Below are 15777 nucleotides of genomic sequence, written 5' to 3'. Positions count from 1 at the left end.
AAGGCGGTCGATTGAAAAAGTGCAGGTAATAGACGGAACGCCGCGACCTCGAAATTGAAAAGGTAGAGGTAAACAGCCATCTGATCTGCATAAACGTTAACTTACGAGAATTCAATCAACCAGGGAAAGTAGAATCATTTGCAAATATTGTTCCACTACATAATGCTCATTATGCAGTGCTTCATGCGAGCAGACTCAATCTTTCCAAGGAGCGCCTGCATTCCGTATCGGTAGTCGATGTGTAGATGCGCGTGGTCTCGATGCTGGCATGGCCTAGAATGTCGGCGAGCCGCACCACGTCCTTCTCCAGCCGATAGTAAGACAAGGCAAAAAGATGACGCAGGTTATGGGGGAAGCACTTTGTCGACTCAACGCCAGCGGACGCGCACAGCGCTTTCATCTCCGCCCAAATGTTGCACCTATTAAGGGGGTTTCCGTACCGGGTCACGAACACGGGACCTGAAGAGATGCCCTTGCGCCGGCAATAGTCCAACAGCATCTTGCGCAGCTTGTCGGGAAGGAACACGGTACGTTCCTTCCCTTTCCCGACGATGCGCACCACACCCTTGCGCAGCGACTCGACCGTGATGAAGCGGTGCTCGCTCACGCGGATGCCTGTGCTGCAAATGGCTTGGATCAGCAGGCTCAAGCGCTCCTTCTTCTTCAACTGGGCAGCCCTCACCAGCCGCTTGTACTCAACCAGCGAAAGCTCGCGACGGTGCTCCCGGAAGGTGGATCGCTGCACCTTCACCAGCTTTACCCGCAAATCCTCTCGCTTGCAGAAGCGGAAGAACTGGTTTATCGCCACCAGCATGCTGTTGACGCTGGTAGTTTTGTACTTCTCCAACAAGCATTGTTTATAATCGAGGATCATCTCCTTAGTGAACCCCACCTCGCCGGGGAAGTGCGCGAGCAGGGCCCGCACGTCCCTCGAATACTTCTCGATCGTGTTCGGCGATCGCTCTTCCTCAATGAGGTGCAGCCTGAATCTATCCAGCTGCCCTTCGTTCAAAACCGGTATCTCCATCATGCTCCTTTTCGGGATTCAACGTTGCCCCGAGTGGGGCCACGCTACTTATATCACACCGTTTCGAACGCAAGGGGAGGTTGGCTGGAACGGGAGGAGGATACGGCGGAGCGCAAGGGGCGCACAGGAGGATACCGGCGAAGCGCGACGCTCGACAGGGGTCACGATGCGGGGACCGCCGAAGGTTGGCTATAATGGGGAAAAGATCGTGCTCGGCAAGGCCGTAGAGCGCAAAGGCGCGGAAGCGCCCGCGAAAGGAGAGGAACCATGATCGACTACCCCCTGCTTGCGAAGGATCGCGAGCTGTCCGCCAGCGAGGCGCTCGAGGTGCTGGAAGCCGGCGAGTTCTGCGTCGTGTCCACGGTGGACGTGGACGGGATGCCCTACGGCGTGCCGCTGTCCTACGTGATGCTGGACGGCGCGCTGTGCTTCCACACCACGAACAAGGCCGGGCACAAGCTGGACAACTTCGCTCGCGACGGCCGCGCGTGCGTGACGGTGGCCACCGAGGTCGAGCCCTGCTACGAGGACGACTTCTTCACCACGCGCTTCGCCTCGGTCATCGCGCGCGGGCGGGTGCGCCGCGTGGAGGACGGCGCCGCGATGCGCAAGGTGCTGGTGGCGCTGTGCATGAAGTACCTGCCCGAGCACAAGGACAAGATCGGCGAGGGCATCGCCCGCGAGATCGACGACACGGCCATCTGGGCCGTCGACCTCGAAGAGGTGCGCGGCAAGGGCGCGCGACGCCTCGGCCGGTAAGGAGGAAGGTAAACGATATGCAGAAGTTCATCGCGGAGGAATCGTTCTGGGAGCTGTTCCCCGACGCGGCCATCGGCATCTTGGTGGTGCGCGGCATGAAGTCGGCCAACGACGTGCCGGCCGAGGACGCGGCCGCCATCGCGAAGCTACTGCGCGAAGCCAACGCCACCGCCGATCAGCACCTCACCAGCAACACGATCTCCGAGAACGAGGTTGTGCGCGTGTGGCGCGAGGCGTTCCAGAAGTTCAAGACGAAGAAGGGCGCGCGCTGCTCGGTGGAGAACCTGCTCAAGCGGGTGCTGAAGGGCAACCCTGTGGGCTCGATCACGCCGTCGGTGGACATCTACAACGCCGTCTCGCTGAAGTACGCCTTACCCGTGGGCGGCGAGGACGTGGACTCGTTCGTCGGCGACTTCCGTTTGGGCCTGACCGAGGGCGGCGATGCGTTTTTGCCCATCGGCGAGGACGCGGAGGATCCCACGCTTCCCGGCGAGCTCTGCTACCGCGACGACGAGGGCGCCGTGTGCCGCTGCTGGAACTGGCGCGACGGGCAGCGCTCGGCGCTCAAGGACGATTCCGCGAACGCCATCCTGGTCATGGAGTGCGTCGATCCCACGCGCCGCGCCGACCTGGAGGCGGCGCTCGACGAGTTCGCGCAACTCATGGAACGCTACCTGGGAGCGACGATAGAGACGCGCGCCATCGCAGACCGCGCGAACCCCGAGGTGATTATCGCCGGATAGGTTGCCCCGACCGCTTCTCGCGGGTCGACCGGCGCTCGACCCGGAAGAGACGACCGCATGACAAGGCACCTGTCCCCCTGTCATGCGTGTCCCCCTGTCATGTGTCCCCCTGTCATGTGTCCCCCTGTCATGTGTCCCCCTGTCATGTGTCCCCCTGTCATGATGCGGGTTCGCCGAAATGGGCGATCGGGGGAATCACCTCTACAAGAACCTCTCGATTCCTACCTTTTGACACTCTACGAGAACGCTCTCCATAGCAGCTCCACTCAGCGAGCATTGTTGCCGCAGCTCCTCAGCCCTCACCCGCGGGGCAGCGGGGTGCCTGGCGGGCTGAAGGCGGGAACGGCGGCGGGGTTGTCGTTCAGGCGCGCGGCGAAGCGCGTCTCCATGATGCGGTTGCGCTCGCCCCATGTGGCGCCCGTCACGGCGTCGATGACCTCGTCGATCTCGTCAGGCGACGGGGACGCCAGCTTCTGGCTTAGCGCGCGGCCGTCGTAATCTGCCATGTCGCTCCTTTCAAACGCGGGGAGCCGGCTCGCGGCCGGCTCCCTCACCTTATCAAAACCCGAACCGCAGCGCCTAGGCAGCCGGCGCCTGCTTCGCCGCAGCAGCAACCTCGGCGGGGTTCTCCTTCACCAGCAGCCCGGCCAAACCGCCGGCGGCCGGGTCGGACAAAAACGCCACGATCACGATGGTCGGCCAGAACTGCAGGCACAGGCTCACGAACCGGTCGAACAGGTTCGTGCCCATCATCTGCCCGGTCATGGCGCTCATGGTCTGCACCTCGCCCACGCCCGTCATGAAGGCCGTCATGACGATGCCCAGCACGAACATGATGAGCGTGCTGAAGAACACGTTCTGGATGAGCCGGAACGCCACGCTGCCCGGCTTGGCGTCGTAGTACACGGCGCACGCCGCGGCGATGCGCGCCAGCGGGATCACAGCCGTGACCACGAACGAGGTGACGAACGCCACGCCGAAGCTCATCAGGTAGAACACGGGGTCGATGTGCGGCATGCCCTGCATGATGGTCAGGCACAGGCACAGCACCGCCGCCACGATGAACGAGAAGAACAGGCCGTACACGATGTAGTACTTCTTGGAATGCATATCCGCTCCTTGTCCGCGGGCCCGCACGAGGCGGGCCCGCCGCGTAAGCCCCTTTACGCCACCACGAACAGCGTCTTCTGCTTCACGTCCATGCGCTGGGACAGCTCGTCGATCGAGCCGAACTCCAAGCACTGCGACTGGCAGTGCTGCACGCAGGTGGGCACCTTTCCCAAACCGCGGCGCGCGGCGCAGGTGTCGCACTGCTTCGTGGGGATGGGCAGATAGCTGAACTGCCAGTTCTCGTCGGCCTCGTCGCCGATGGCCCACGGGCCGATCTTCACCACTTTGATGCCGGTCTCGCCCACGGGCAGGCCGTGCTCCATCTGGCAGGCCACCTCGCAGCTGTGGCAGCCCGAGCACCACTGCGCATCGGTCAGGATTCCGTACTTAGCCATGGTCTATTCCCCCTCTTCCACTTTGTAGATCTTGCAGATAGAGCTCTTGTAGTTCGAGCCGAAGCCGCTCTTGCCCGGGATCCACGGCAGCGTGTTGTTGATGTTCAGGTCGAACACGTCGTAGAACTTCTCCGGGTCGCCCTCGGGGAACCACCAGCCGTGGTCGCACGACACGATGCGGCGGTCCATGACGGGCGTGAGCTTCGCCTTGCGCTTGGCGCGGCCCATGGGGCCCTCCATCCACACCCAGTCGCCGTCCTTGATGCCGTACTTGGCGGCCGTCTCGGGATGGATCTCCATGAGGGGCCACGGGCGGTAGTGGCGCATGCGCTCGATCTGGCGATGCTCGGAGTGGAACATGCCCCAGGTGCGCGCGCCGCTCGTCATGACCAGCGGGTACTCGTCCATGAGGTCCGGAGTGGAACCGGGGCCGGGCTCGGGCTCCTCGAAGTAGGGCAGCGGGTCGAGGCCGGCCTGGTTGTAGAAGTTGCTCCACAGCTCGATGCGTCCCGTGGGCGTGTTGAAGCCGGGCTGGCCGTCCTTGCGCAGCTTGCCCGTCTTGTAGCGGTAGTACTCGATGGGCTGGTAGGCCGGGGCCACCTGCTGCAGCTCCTCGAAGCTCATGTCGGTGGGCTTGAGCATGTCGGTGAACATCTCGTCCACGTTGTCCCACGGCCACGCCTCGGGGTTCCAGCGCTTGCCGAGCTCAAGGTTGATCTGCATGTCGCTTCGGCACTCGCCCACGTCCGTCACCTTGTTGATGGTGGAGCCGCGCTGCGCGCCAGACACGAACGCGATGCCGTTGCGCTCGGGGAACGTGCAGGCCGGCAGCACCACGTCGGCCAAAGCGGCGATGGTCGGCGTCTTGAACAGGTCCACCACCACGATGAAGTCCAGCTTGTTCAGAGCCTTGTACAAACGCTGCGGGTCGGCGCCCATGCAGGCAATGGGGTTGGTGGTCTGGAGCCAAGCGCCGTGGATCTCGTACGGCACGCCCGTCTCGATGGTCTTCACGGTCTCGTCGGGCTGCGACACGGCGAACCCGAAGTTGTACAGCGGGTAGTCCTTGATGCCGATGCGCTTGGCCTCCTGCTCCGGGCCCAGGATCTCGCGGCCCCAGCCGCCGGCCACCGACAGGATCTCCGGCGCCACGATCATGCCGCCGGGACGCTCCATGTTGCCCGTGATCTCCCAGAGGGCGAGGATGGCCTGACCGGCCGGCATGGCCTCGCGGGTCATGTCAACGGCCACGCCCCACTGCAGCGTGGAGTTCTTCGCGTTGCCCAGCATGCGGGCGGCGGCGATGATCTTCTCCTCGGGCACCCACGTGATCTCGCTCACGCGCTTCACGTCGAACTCCTTGGCGCGCTCGGCCAGCTCGTCGAAGCCGTAGCACCAGTTGTCGACGAACTCGTGGTCGTAGAGGTCCTCCTCGATGATGACCTTCATCATGCCCAGCGCCAGCGCCGCGTCGGTGCCGGGGCGCACGCGCAGGTGCAGCTCGGACTTCGACGCCAGCCACGTGACCTTCGGGTCCACCGTGACCAGCTTCATGCCGCGCTTCATGAGGTCGATGACCCAGTGGCCGTAGAAGCCCTCGATGTTCGACTTCAGCGGGTAGTTGCCCCACACGAACATGACCTCGGGCACCTCGTAGTCGGGGTGGTCGTAGCGCTCGGGGAACTGCTGGGCGGCGTCGGGGATCCACGGCGCGCCCGTCGTGGCGGCCATGCCGGCGATGCGCGGCAGGTAGCACGCCTGGCCCGAAAGCAGGCCCGTGTAGTTCGGGCTGCCGAACGACCAGGACAGGCGCGTGATGTACGCGGCGATGTCGCGGCCGGTGCCCTGCGCGAAGATGACGGACTCGGCGCCGTACTTCTCCTTCATGGCCATGAACTCGTCGGTGATGAGGTCGTAGGCCTCGTCCCAGGAGATGCGCTCCCACTTGTCGAGGCCGCGGTCCTCGCGGGCGCGCTTCATGGGATACTGCAGGCGCTCCTTGTGGTGCGTCACCTCGGGCACGTCAAGGCAGCGCATGCACAGGCGGCCGTTCGTCCACGGGTCCTCCGGGTCGCCCTCGCACTTGGCCAGCTTGCCCTCGGCATCCTGGTACATGATGACGCCGCAGCCCAGGTGGCAGCCCGGGCCCGTCCATGCGCAGCCGCGCGTGACCTGGTAGCCGCCTTCCTCGTACTGGAACGGCTTGTCGTGCTGCACGGTTCGATACTCCTCAGCCATACCTTGCCTCCTCGTCCTTTCGTCTCGGATGCACCCGCCCCGCTCTCTGCGGGAGGTGGCCCCGAGGGGCCTCCCCGTCCTGTTCCCCGCTTTCGGGTCCCCGGGCGGCGGCGGTGCCTTTCCTTGCCACGATCCTAGAGACCGTTTATCATGGGCGCCATCGACAAATCGTCTGGTTTCTTCGGAGGGGCCTCGGCGATATGCGGGAGGGGGCCGCGCGAACGCCTATGGAAAAAAGTCTGAATAGCTGCGAAACACCACGTCAGAGCGTATCTCCCACCATGCTTCTCACCATGGTGGGAGGCATGGCGCTCTTCTGGGCCTGCTTCTTCGCCATGCTCATGCGCAACTCGTTCTTGGATCCCGGCATCGACCGGCTGTGGTACCACTTGGCCCTGCGCATCGCGTTCTTCATCGGTTTCGGGGCCTGCTGCCTCACGATGTCGCGTGCTCCCGAGGGGTTGCCGTCGCCCCGTGCACGACGGGCCATGACGGGGTTCGTGGCGGCATTCTGCGTCATCGCCGCCGTGTCGCCCACGGCCTATGCGGCGCTCGGCATGCCGTTGCCGCTCGCCTTCGACCTCGCGGCATGGGGGCTTTCGGGGGCCGGCCTGGGATGCCTGCTGTTCAGCTGGATGCCCGCGGTCTCGCGCCTCGACGAGCGGTCGGTGGCGCGCTGCATGGCGCTCTCCACCGCCTGCGGCGGCTTCCTCTACCTCATCATCAACCTGCTGCCGTCCTACTTCAGCATCGTCATGCTCGTGGTGTGCCCTCTAGTAAGCCTGGGCGTCGAGCGCGTGGTGGCGCACGAGGCGGGGCCGGACGAGGGCCTGCGCATACCGCTGGCCGTCTCCCAGGAGAAGGCGGGCCTCTCGTGGGCGTTCGGCGTCATCTACCTCGTGTACGGCATCGTGTTCGGCCTCGGAGCCGGTTCTATCACGCAATTGGCCGGCGATCCGCTGCTGTTCGCCGGCATCGCCGGGTTCGCGTTGGCCGGCGCGCTGGCGGCGCTCGCGTTCATGCACCGCTTCGCCGGGCGCATGCGCCAGATCGACGTGCTGCGCATGGTGTTCCCGTTCCTCGTGGTGTCGCTCGTGTCCATGGCGCTGTTCACCGGGCCGGTGTACGCGCTGTCGAACCTGCTGCTTTTGGCCGTTTACGTGTTCCTGGTGGTGGTGAGCATGGCCTTCGAGGTGCACACGGCGCACAACCGGCATGCGGCGCCCCTGTACTTCGTGGGAATGAGCCAGGGCGTGCTCGGCGCCGGGATGGCGGCGGGCTTCGCGCTGGGTTTGCTGCCGGCGGCCACCGGCGTCACGAACTACGCCGTGCTCTCGGGTGTGGCGCTGGGGCTGGTGGTGGTGCTGGCCGCGTTCATCACGTTCGCCCCGAGCCGCCGTCCTGCCGACGACGACGATGCCGCCGAGACTCCCGAGCACGAGCAGGGCCGCTGGAAGGCCCGCTGCACCGTGGTGGCGCGCGAGGCCAAGCTCTCCGCGCGCGAGACCGAGGTGTTCTTCCTCATGGCGAAGGGCCGCGGCATCGAGCACATCCAGAACAAGCTGTGCATCTCCAGCCACACCGTGAAGTCGCACACGTACAACATCTACAAGAAGATGGGCATCAACTCCCGCGAGGAGCTCCTCGACGCCATCGAGGCCGCGAACCCCGACGACGCATAGGGGTGCAACCGGATAAAAGGTTGCTTATTGTATAGCGAACAGTATATACAATAATCCTCTATCCTGCTATGCTCCTCGCAAGCGAAAAGGAGGCTTGCCATGGAACCCATCTATCCCGTCACTGCCCTCCAGAAGAAGCAAGGCGAGGTCAAGGAAGCCGCGCGCAAGGGAATCGTGCGCATCACCGAGAACGGCGCCGGCGCGTTCGTGTTCTGCTCGGAGGAGGTGTACGAGCAGAGGATGAAGGAGGTAGCGGATCAGGCCGCCTACGAGGCAAGAATCGCCTCCATCGTCAAGCGTGGACATGCCGACATCGCCGCAGGCAATGTGTATCGCGGAAGCGAGGCGGCATTCGCCGAGATCGAGAGGCGAACCCATGCCTGAGCTTGTTTTCACGGAAGGCTTCATCGAAGATGCGCGCGTCGTCGCGCTTGAGGGCAAGCTCGCCGAGATACGCGGCACCATCGACCTGCTGGGCAACTTTCCCGAGCTCAGCTCGCGAAACCTTCCGGCGTTCATCAGCCAGCTGTATGGCGATCAGGTCAGAAAGCTGGTAGTGAAACCGTTCCTCGTCATCTACGAGTACCGCCCAACCGAAGACGCAGTCTACGTCCTCGGCCTCGACCACGAACGGGCGGCTTGGTAAAAGACATGAAAGGAGGGGGACAGCCAAGCTGCCCCCCCCTCCTCGGTTGGTACCCTTGTGATGCGGCGGCGCGCTATTTGGCAGGTGCGCCTTCCGCCACGCGCAGCTGGGTCTCGTACCAGGCAAGACGCGCCCGGGACGTCTCCAAGATGGCGCCGTAGGACTCCACCTCGGGATCGTCGGCATGCTTCGCCTCGAGCTCGGCGACGCGCTCCCGCATCCCGTCGGCCTTCTTGCGGACCGCCTCCACGTCGATGCTGTCCGCATCGACGCCGAAGCGCGCAAGGACGGTCAAACGGTCCGCGTACACCTGCGTTGCACCCTCGTAGAGGGCGAAACGGCGCTTCTCGTTGCCGGCGGCATCCATCCAGAGCGTGAGGACGCCGGGGCTGTTCTTGGCCACGAGCATCTCATGGCCGCTCAGCACGCCGTAGTTGCCCTCGGAACCCGGGACGTCCGCGTAGGCGATCTCTCCCGAGAACAGCTCGCGCGTCGGCGTAGCCACCATGCAAAGCAGATTAGGCATGAGCTTCTTCCTTCGTCATTTCCTCGTAGGCCGCGTACACGTCCTCGATGGCGCCCTTGTACACGAAGCACTGCTCGGGGATATGGTCGCACTTGCCGTCGAGGATCTCGGCGAACGAGCGGATGGTATCCTCCATCTTCACGTACTTGCCGGGGTTGCCGGTGAAGACCTCGGCCACATGGAACGGCTGGCCCAGGTACTTCTGGATCTTGCGGGCGCGGTTCACGACGAGCTTCTGCTCCTCGGAGAGCTCGTCCATGCCGAGGATGGCGATGATGTCCTGCAGGTCCTTGTAGTTCTGCAGCACCTCCTGCACGCCCACGGCCACGCGGTAGTGCTCCTCGCCCACGATCTCCGGGTCGAGCGCGCGGGAGGTGGACTCCAGCGGGTCGACGGCCGGGTAGATGCCCAGCTCGGCGATGGAACGGGACAGAACCGTCTTCGCGTCGAGGTGGGTGAACGTCGTGGCCGGCGCAGGGTCGGTCAAGTCGTCGGCGGGCACGTACACGGCCTGTACCGAGGTGATGGAGCCGGTCTCGGTGGACGTGATGCGCTCCTGCAGGTCGCCCATCTCGGTTGCCAGCGTGGGCTGGTAGCCAACGGCAGAGGGCATACGGCCGAGAAGTGCGGACACCTCGGAGCCGGCCTGCGTGAAGCGGAAGATGTTGTCGATGAACAGCAGCACGTCCTGGCCCTGGTCACGGAAGTACTCGGCCTCGGTCAGGCCCGCCAGGCCCACGCGCAGACGCGCTCCCGGAGGCTCATTCATCTGGCCGTACACCAGGCAGGTCTTGTCGATGACGCCGGACTCGCTCATCTCGAGGAACAGGTCGGTGCCCTCGCGGGTACGCTCGCCCACGCCCGTGAACACCGACGTGCCGCCGTGCTCCTGGGCCAGGTTGTTGATGAGCTCCTGGATGATAACGGTCTTGCCGACGCCGGCGCCGCCGAACAGGCCCGTCTTGCCGCCCTTGACGTAGGGCTCGATGAGGTCGACGACCTTGATGCCGGTCTCGAAGATCTCCGTCGTGGTGGTCAGCGTGTCGTAGTCCGGGGCCGGGTGGTGGATGGGCATCCACTCGGCGACCTCGGGCATGGGCTTGCCGTCGACCGGCTCGCCGATCACGTTCCAGATGCGGCCCAGCGTGTTCGGGCCCACGGGCATCATGATGGGGTTGCCGGTGTCGACGACCTCGAGCCCGCGCACCATGCCGTCGGTGGACGACATGGCGACGGTGCGGACGAGGTCGCCCGGGAGGTGCGTCTGCACCTCCAGCACAGTCTTCACTTCCCCGATGGGGGTCGTTGCATCCACGGTCAGGGCGTTGTAGATCGCCGGCATTTGATCCGGCGGAAACTCAACGTCGACGACAGCGCCGACGATGCGGACAATGCGTCCGGTCGCGCCCGTGGCCGATGCAGTGTTCTTGGTTTCAGCCATTTATTCCTCCAAAGCTGCGGCGCCGCCAACGATCTCCGAGATCTCGGTCGTGATAGCGCCCTGACGCACGCGGTTGTACACGCGGGTCAGGGTGTTGACCATCTCGTTGGCGTTGTCGGTCGCCGACTTCATTGCGGTGCGGCGCGCGCCCTGCTCGGCAGCCGCCGAGTCGATGAGCGCGTAGTAGAACGTGTTGCGCAGGTAGGCGCGCATCAGATAGTGCATGACCGATTCGGCATCGGGCTCGAAGTCGATGTCTCCGGGCAGGTGGTCGAGGTCCTTCTCGCGGAAATGCTCGAAGTAGTCCTTCTCCTTGGGAGCCAGGCCCAGAAGCTCGGCGTAGCTCGTGGTGTTGATGGGCAGCACCTGCTGCTCGATCAACCGCTGCTCGGCCGCGTTCTTCGCATGGTTGAACACGATGATGACCTCGTCGAGCTTGCCCTCGCGGTAGCTGTCGCCGGCGAACTGCGAGATCTCGGCCGCCTCCTCGTACGTCGGGTCGGCCGAGAGGTCGCGGAACTCGAAAATCGGCACGATGTTGCGATAGCTGAAGTACCCGATGGCCTTCTTGCCGCAGGCGACGATCTCGACCTCGATGCCCTGGCGCTCCTTCTCCTTGATGAGCTTCTCGGCATGGCGCAGCACGTTGCTGTTGAACCCGCCGGCAAGCCCGCGATCGGACGCGATGACCACGATCAGAGCGCGCTTGACCTCGTCATGCGTGGCGAGCAGCGGCTCGGAGTCGAGCGGTGCGTACTTCGCCGTGGAAATGAGCATCTCCGAGATGGCGCTCGCCCACGGAAGGGCGTTGTACACCCGCTCCGAGGCGCGGCGGATCTTGGCAGCCGCAACCATTTCCATGGTACGCGTGATCTGCTTCGTCGAGGAGACGGAGTTGATGCGCCGTTCTATGTCGTGAAGGTTGGGCATGGTCTACCTGCCTTAAGCCGAAGCCGAGAACGTCAGCTTGAAGGCCTCGATGGCAGCGTTCAGCTCGGTTTCGATCGCGTCGGTAAACTTCTGCTCCTTCACAATGTTCTCGAAGATCTCCGGCTTGGAGGCGCGGATGTAATCGAGCAGCTCGCCGCGGAAACGCACGACGTCGCCCACCGGGATGTCGTCGAGGTAGCCGTGCCCGCCTGCGTAGATGGACACCGCCTGCTCCTCGACCGGCATGGGGTTGTAGCGACCCTGCTTCAGCAGCTCGGTCATGTGGGCACCGCGGTTCAGCTGGTCCTGCGTGGCCTTGTCCAAGTCGCTGCCGAACTGCGTGAACGCCTGCAGCTCGCGATAGGAGGCGAGGTCGAGGCGCAGCGAGCCGGCAACCTGCTTCATAGCCTTGATCTGCGCGGAGCCGCCGACTCGCGACACGGAGATGCCCACGTCGACAGCCGGGCGCTGGCCCTGGAAGAACAGGTCGGTCTGCAGGAAGATCTGACCGTCGGTGATGGAGATGACGTTCGTCGGGATGTAGGCGGACACGTCGCCGGCCTGCGTCTCGATGATGGGGAGCGCCGTGAGGGAGCCCGCACCGTTCTCGTCGTTCATCTTCACCGCGCGCTCAAGCAGGCGCGAGTGCAGGTAGAACACGTCGCCGGGGTACGCCTCGCGTCCCGGAGGACGACGAAGGGTCAGCGACATCTGGCGGTAGGCCACAGCCTGCTTGGACAGGTCGTCGTAGACGCACAGCACGTGGCGGCCCGGGTTCTCGGCGGAGGCCGGCTTGCCGTCCTCGCCGTTGTACATGAAGAACTCGCCGATGGCGGCACCCGCCATGGGGGCGATGTACTGCAGCGGCGCGGAGTCGGACGCAGAGGCCGACACGATGATCGTATAGTCCATGGCGCCATGGCGCTCGAGCGTCTCGACGATGCCGGCAACCGTGGAGGCCTTCTGGCCGATAGCCACGTAGATGCAGATCATATCCTTGCCCTTTTGGTTGATGATAGCATCAACCGCAATGGCGGTCTTGCCGGTCTGGCGGTCGCCGATGATGAGCTCGCGCTGGCCGCGGCCGACGGGGATCATCGAGTCGATGGCCAGGATGCCCGTCTGCATGGGCTCGTGCACCGGCTTGCGGGCGATAACGCCGGGGGCCTTGAACTCCACGGGGCGCATGCCCTCGGCCTTGATGGGGCCCTTGCCGTCGATGGGCATGCCGAGCGGGTTGACCACGCGGCCGAGCATCTCCCTGCCCGACGGAACTTCCACGATACGGCCGGTCGTGCGGACCTGGTCGTTCTCCCTGATTGCCGTGACATCGCCGAGAAGCACGGCGCCGACCTCGTCTTCTTCGAGGTTCTGGGCCAGACCGTAAACGGTCTTGCCGCCCTGGCCGACGAATTCGAGGAGCTCGCCTGCCATGGCGTCGCGCAGGCCGTCGACGCGGGCGATGCCGTCGCCGATTTGGATAACGGTTCCGACCTCGCGAGACTCGATGTTGACCTTCAGGGCGTCAAGCTGCTTGCGCAACGCATCGTCAATGGACTTAGCGGTGATTTCAGTCACTAGCATTCACCTCCATCTGTAGTCGTTTTGAGCACGTTGCGGGCATGGTCGAGCTGGGACGCCACGCTGGCGTCGATGCGCTTCCCGTTCGTGCTCATGATGATGCCGCCCAATATGGACTTGTCGACGCTCTCGCGCAGGACGACGTTCGTGTCCAGATCGGCTTCGGCTTTTTCCGTAATGATGCGTCGCAGGGCGTCGTCCAGCGGAACCGCCGTCGTAACGTCCACCACGCACAGGTTCAACTTGCTCTGCAGCTGCTCTGCGTAGTTCTCGAGCACGCGGGGCAGCAGCGCGGCGTCGCCCCGTTCGGCCAGAACCGCCAGCACGTCGAGCAGGACCGGGTTGCAGCCAGCGAACACGTTCCTGGCAAGCTCGCCCCGCTGCTCGGGCGTGTAGCCCGGGTCTGACAAGGCAACGGACAGCTCCATGTTCGTGCGCATGGCCTCGGCGACGCGGACCATCTGGTCGCGCACCTCGAGGACCGCCTCCTGGCCGCCCGCCTCGAACGCCCCATCGAACAGGACGGCGGCATACACTGCCACTTCCTCTTTGACGATAAGACGATTAGTTGGCATCGAAACTGCCCGCCTCGTTCACGTAGCGCTCGATCATCTTGCGATGCTCGCTCTCCGAGAGGTCCTCGCCGATGAGGCGCGCCGCAACCGCGACGGACGTGTCGGCGACGGAACTCTGGAGCTCGGCGATGGCAGCCTTCTTCTCCGCCTCGATGGCCGTGCGCGCCTTGGCGATCATGTCGGTCGCCTCGGACTGGGCCTTGGCCGTGATGTCGGCCTTGGCGGCTTCGCCGGTCTGCTTGGCGTCGGCCACGATCTGGGCCGCCTGGGCCTTGGCATCGGCCAGCTGCACCCGGTACTCCTCGAGCACCCGCTCGCTCTCGATGCGGGCCTCTTCGGACTTCTCGAGGGCATCTTTGATCATCGTCTCGCGCTTGGACAGCATGGCCTCGAACTTGGGCCAGCCGAGCTTCGCGAGGACGATCCACAGCAAGATGAAGATGACGAGCATGGGGATGAACTCCGCCATGTCGGGCAGGATGGCGCTGATGCCGCCTGCCTCCTCCTCACTGGCGAACGCGAGCGCGGGAAAAGCAAACGTCATGCCGGCGCCGGCAACTGCGGCAGCCCCCATGCGAGTCGATGCTTTTTTCGCTCTGTCTTTCACGTTGTAACCTCCTTTAGCCTTCTTGCGGCAAATATGTCCGAATAAGGCCGAGTTACACGATGAAGGTCAGAACGAAGCCGATGAGGCCGAGGGCCTCGGCGAGGGCGGCGCCGATGATGAAGTTCGTGAACAGACGACCCTGCAGTTCGGGCTGGCGGGCGGTCGCGACGCAGCAGCCATAGCAGGCGATGCCGATGCCGACGCCGGGGCCGATGGTCGACAGGCCGTAGCCCACGAGCTTCAGAGCCGCAAGAACGATGGTAGTTTCCACAATTTCCTCCTTTTACCGTTTCCGAGCCAACCTCGGAGACTTTGGACAACCTGTTTATGTCAACCGGCCGTGGAGTGCCGGTATGAACCGTGGTTCCGCGCCCTAGGCGCGATGCCGCCCGCTCGCGCGGCCAGCGGGGACGATCTCCTAGTGGTCGGACGTCGCCAAGCCGATGTACACCGCGCTCAGGATGGTGAACACGTAGGCCTGCAGGAACGCGACCAGCACCTCGAGCGCGTACATGGCGAACAGGAACAGCATCCAGGCGATGGATATGCCGCCCACCGCAACGCCCGCGCCCTGGATGGCGGAGCCGATGAACACGCTGGTGAGCAAGGCGAAGATGCCGAGCACCATGTGGCCGGCGAACATGTTGCCGTAGAGTCGCACGGCGAGCGTGAGCACGCGCAGCACCGTGGAGAAGAGCTCCAGGAACCACACGATGGGCACCATGACCACGGGCAGGCCGGCCGGCGCGAACGACTTGAGATAGCCGCCCAGGCCCTTGACCTTGATGCCGTAGAAGATGAAGTACACGAACGAGATGGCGGCGAGGGCCCACGTGATGGAGATGGAGCCGGTGGGCGTCTTGCAGCCGGGGATGAGGCCCACGAAGTTGCTGATGAGAATGAAGAAGAACAGCGTGGCCAAGAACGGGATGTGCTTCTTGTAGCCGTGGCCGATGGCGCTCTCGCCCATGTCTTTCTTCACGAACTCGTAGCCGTACTCGACCATGTTCGTGAACTTGTTCGTGGGGATGAGCGTGAGGCGCTTCCCCGCCGTCAGCACGACGATGAGCGTGATGACGAAGCAGATGATCATCCACAGCACGTACTGGGTCATGCCGAACGAGCCCGAGCCGAACACAAAGGCCGGGTCGAACGAATGCTGCAGATGGGGCACCTCGGCCGCTAGTTGATCAAGTGGATTCACGTGTCTTACCTTCCCATCCTACTTCCGTACAAATGTATATACGCCGTAGCCGATTGCGCAGGCAACGAGCACCGCCGCTTCCGCCAAGACGAAGGGCACCGCCAGGTCGCGCGCAAGGACGACGCAGGCGATGGCTCCGAGGAAAAGGATGACGAACGACAACAGCACACCGAGCATCAGGGCGCCTGCATGGCCCAAGTTGCTGGTGTCGGTCACCCGCCTCGTCATTCGCAATCCGAGAAACAGCGGCAAAACGCCGAGCACCCCGGACAACGCCCCCAAAACGATCGCTAGTACCATAGCCTGCTTTCAA

The 15777-nt window shown here is 64.1% G+C and carries 19 protein-coding genes; 5 read left to right on the top strand and 14 right to left on the bottom strand.

Annotated elements, in window-relative coordinates; translation table 11 throughout:
• Window positions 1–181: 181 nt before the first annotated feature.
• Window positions 182–1030: a tyrosine-type recombinase/integrase gene (locus LB310_RS13215; protein ID WP_278807095.1), complete on the bottom strand. Its 849-nt coding sequence runs from the start codon at window positions 1028–1030 to the stop codon at window positions 182–184.
• 264 nt (window positions 1031–1294) lie between these two features.
• Between LB310_RS13215 and LB310_RS13210 the strand changes: the two genes are divergently transcribed.
• Both LB310_RS13210 and LB310_RS13205 read left to right on the top strand, forming a co-directional pair.
• Complete coding sequence (locus tag LB310_RS13210) at window positions 1295–1786, top strand: pyridoxamine 5'-phosphate oxidase family protein (protein WP_096228096.1); 492 nt, start codon at window positions 1295–1297, stop codon at window positions 1784–1786.
• A gap of 17 nt (window positions 1787–1803) precedes the next feature.
• The gene (locus tag LB310_RS13205; RefSeq protein ID WP_096228095.1) at window positions 1804–2529 is read left to right on the top strand and encodes a B3/4 domain-containing protein; all 726 of its coding nucleotides are present in this window, start codon (window positions 1804–1806) and stop codon (window positions 2527–2529) included.
• 299 nt (window positions 2530–2828) lie between these two features.
• On the opposite strand, the gene LB310_RS13200 is transcribed toward LB310_RS13205, so the two are convergent.
• The 4 genes from LB310_RS13200 to LB310_RS13185 all read right to left on the bottom strand — a co-directional run bounded on the left by LB310_RS13200 (window position 2829) and on the right by LB310_RS13185 (window position 6272).
• Window positions 2829–3035: a hypothetical protein gene (locus tag LB310_RS13200; protein WP_096228094.1), complete on the bottom strand. Its 207-nt coding sequence runs from the start codon at window positions 3033–3035 to the stop codon at window positions 2829–2831.
• Window positions 3036–3108: 73 nt separating this feature from the next.
• Window positions 3109–3639, bottom strand: coding sequence for a hypothetical protein (locus LB310_RS13195; protein WP_096228093.1), 531 nt, complete (start codon window positions 3637–3639; stop codon window positions 3109–3111).
• Window positions 3640–3692: 53 nt separating this feature from the next.
• The gene (locus LB310_RS13190; RefSeq protein ID WP_278807099.1) at window positions 3693–4034 is read right to left on the bottom strand and encodes an oxidoreductase; all 342 of its coding nucleotides are present in this window, start codon (window positions 4032–4034) and stop codon (window positions 3693–3695) included.
• Window positions 4035–4037: 3 nt separating this feature from the next.
• Window positions 4038–6272: a molybdopterin-dependent oxidoreductase gene (locus tag LB310_RS13185; RefSeq protein WP_087191453.1), complete on the bottom strand. Its 2235-nt coding sequence runs from the start codon at window positions 6270–6272 to the stop codon at window positions 4038–4040.
• Between the two features lie 305 nt (window positions 6273–6577).
• Here LB310_RS13185 and LB310_RS13180 point away from each other — a divergent pair, with 305 nt between their 5' ends.
• From LB310_RS13180 to LB310_RS13170, 3 genes are all read left to right on the top strand, one after another.
• Window positions 6578–7954, top strand: a complete 1377-nt coding sequence (locus LB310_RS13180) for a helix-turn-helix transcriptional regulator (RefSeq protein WP_278807101.1) — start codon at window positions 6578–6580, stop codon at window positions 7952–7954.
• Window positions 7955–8053: 99 nt separating this feature from the next.
• Window positions 8054–8338, top strand: a complete 285-nt coding sequence (locus LB310_RS13175; RefSeq protein WP_278807102.1) for a hypothetical protein — start codon at window positions 8054–8056, stop codon at window positions 8336–8338.
• Complete coding sequence (locus LB310_RS13170; RefSeq protein ID WP_278807104.1) at window positions 8331–8600, top strand: type II toxin-antitoxin system RelE/ParE family toxin; 270 nt, start codon at window positions 8331–8333, stop codon at window positions 8598–8600. The genes LB310_RS13175 and LB310_RS13170 overlap by 8 nt, the downstream gene beginning before the upstream one ends.
• Window positions 8601–8673: 73 nt before the next feature.
• Here LB310_RS13170 and LB310_RS13165 read toward each other — a convergent pair whose 3' ends face one another.
• The 9 genes from LB310_RS13165 to LB310_RS13125 all read right to left on the bottom strand — a co-directional run bounded on the left by LB310_RS13165 (window position 8674) and on the right by LB310_RS13125 (window position 15764).
• On the bottom strand, window positions 8674–9126 hold the full coding sequence (locus LB310_RS13165; protein ID WP_096228087.1) for a F0F1 ATP synthase subunit epsilon: 453 nt from the start codon (window positions 9124–9126) through the stop codon (window positions 8674–8676).
• The gene (gene atpD / locus LB310_RS13160) at window positions 9119–10567 is read right to left on the bottom strand and encodes a F0F1 ATP synthase subunit beta (RefSeq protein ID WP_015540406.1); all 1449 of its coding nucleotides are present in this window, start codon (window positions 10565–10567) and stop codon (window positions 9119–9121) included. Before atpD ends, LB310_RS13165 begins: the two co-directional genes overlap by 8 nt.
• Window positions 10568–11497, bottom strand: a complete 930-nt coding sequence (gene atpG / locus LB310_RS13155; RefSeq protein WP_087191458.1) for an ATP synthase F1 subunit gamma — start codon at window positions 11495–11497, stop codon at window positions 10568–10570.
• Between the two features lie 12 nt (window positions 11498–11509).
• Window positions 11510–13081, bottom strand: coding sequence for a F0F1 ATP synthase subunit alpha (gene atpA, locus LB310_RS13150; RefSeq protein ID WP_154270391.1), 1572 nt, complete (start codon window positions 13079–13081; stop codon window positions 11510–11512).
• Window positions 13075–13614, bottom strand: coding sequence for an ATP synthase F1 subunit delta (gene atpH / locus LB310_RS13145; RefSeq protein WP_301155166.1), 540 nt, complete (start codon window positions 13612–13614; stop codon window positions 13075–13077). The genes atpA and atpH overlap by 7 nt, the downstream gene beginning before the upstream one ends.
• 28 nt (window positions 13615–13642) lie before the next feature.
• Window positions 13643–14260, bottom strand: coding sequence for a F0F1 ATP synthase subunit B (gene atpF / locus LB310_RS13140; RefSeq protein WP_301155165.1), 618 nt, complete (start codon window positions 14258–14260; stop codon window positions 13643–13645).
• 52 nt (window positions 14261–14312) lie between these two features.
• A complete protein-coding gene (gene atpE / locus LB310_RS13135; protein ID WP_041239754.1) occupies window positions 14313–14531 on the bottom strand; it encodes an ATP synthase F0 subunit C in 219 nt (72 codons plus the stop codon).
• Window positions 14532–14678: 147 nt separating this feature from the next.
• Window positions 14679–15464 carry a F0F1 ATP synthase subunit A gene (gene atpB, locus LB310_RS13130; RefSeq protein WP_087191460.1) on the bottom strand — a complete coding sequence of 262 codons (786 nt, stop codon included), beginning with the start codon at window positions 15462–15464 and terminating at the stop codon, window positions 14679–14681.
• Window positions 15465–15482: 18 nt separating this feature from the next.
• Complete coding sequence (locus LB310_RS13125) at window positions 15483–15764, bottom strand: hypothetical protein (RefSeq protein ID WP_278807111.1); 282 nt, start codon at window positions 15762–15764, stop codon at window positions 15483–15485.
• Between the last annotated feature and the right edge of the window lie 13 nt (window positions 15765–15777).

The organism is Gordonibacter sp. RACS_AR49, assembly GCF_030418435.1.
Taxonomy (GTDB): Bacteria; Actinomycetota; Coriobacteriia; order Coriobacteriales; family Eggerthellaceae; genus Gordonibacter; species Gordonibacter urolithinfaciens.
The sequence above is the reverse complement of the archived record's forward strand: the minus strand, read 5'-3'. Positions and strand labels throughout refer to the sequence as shown.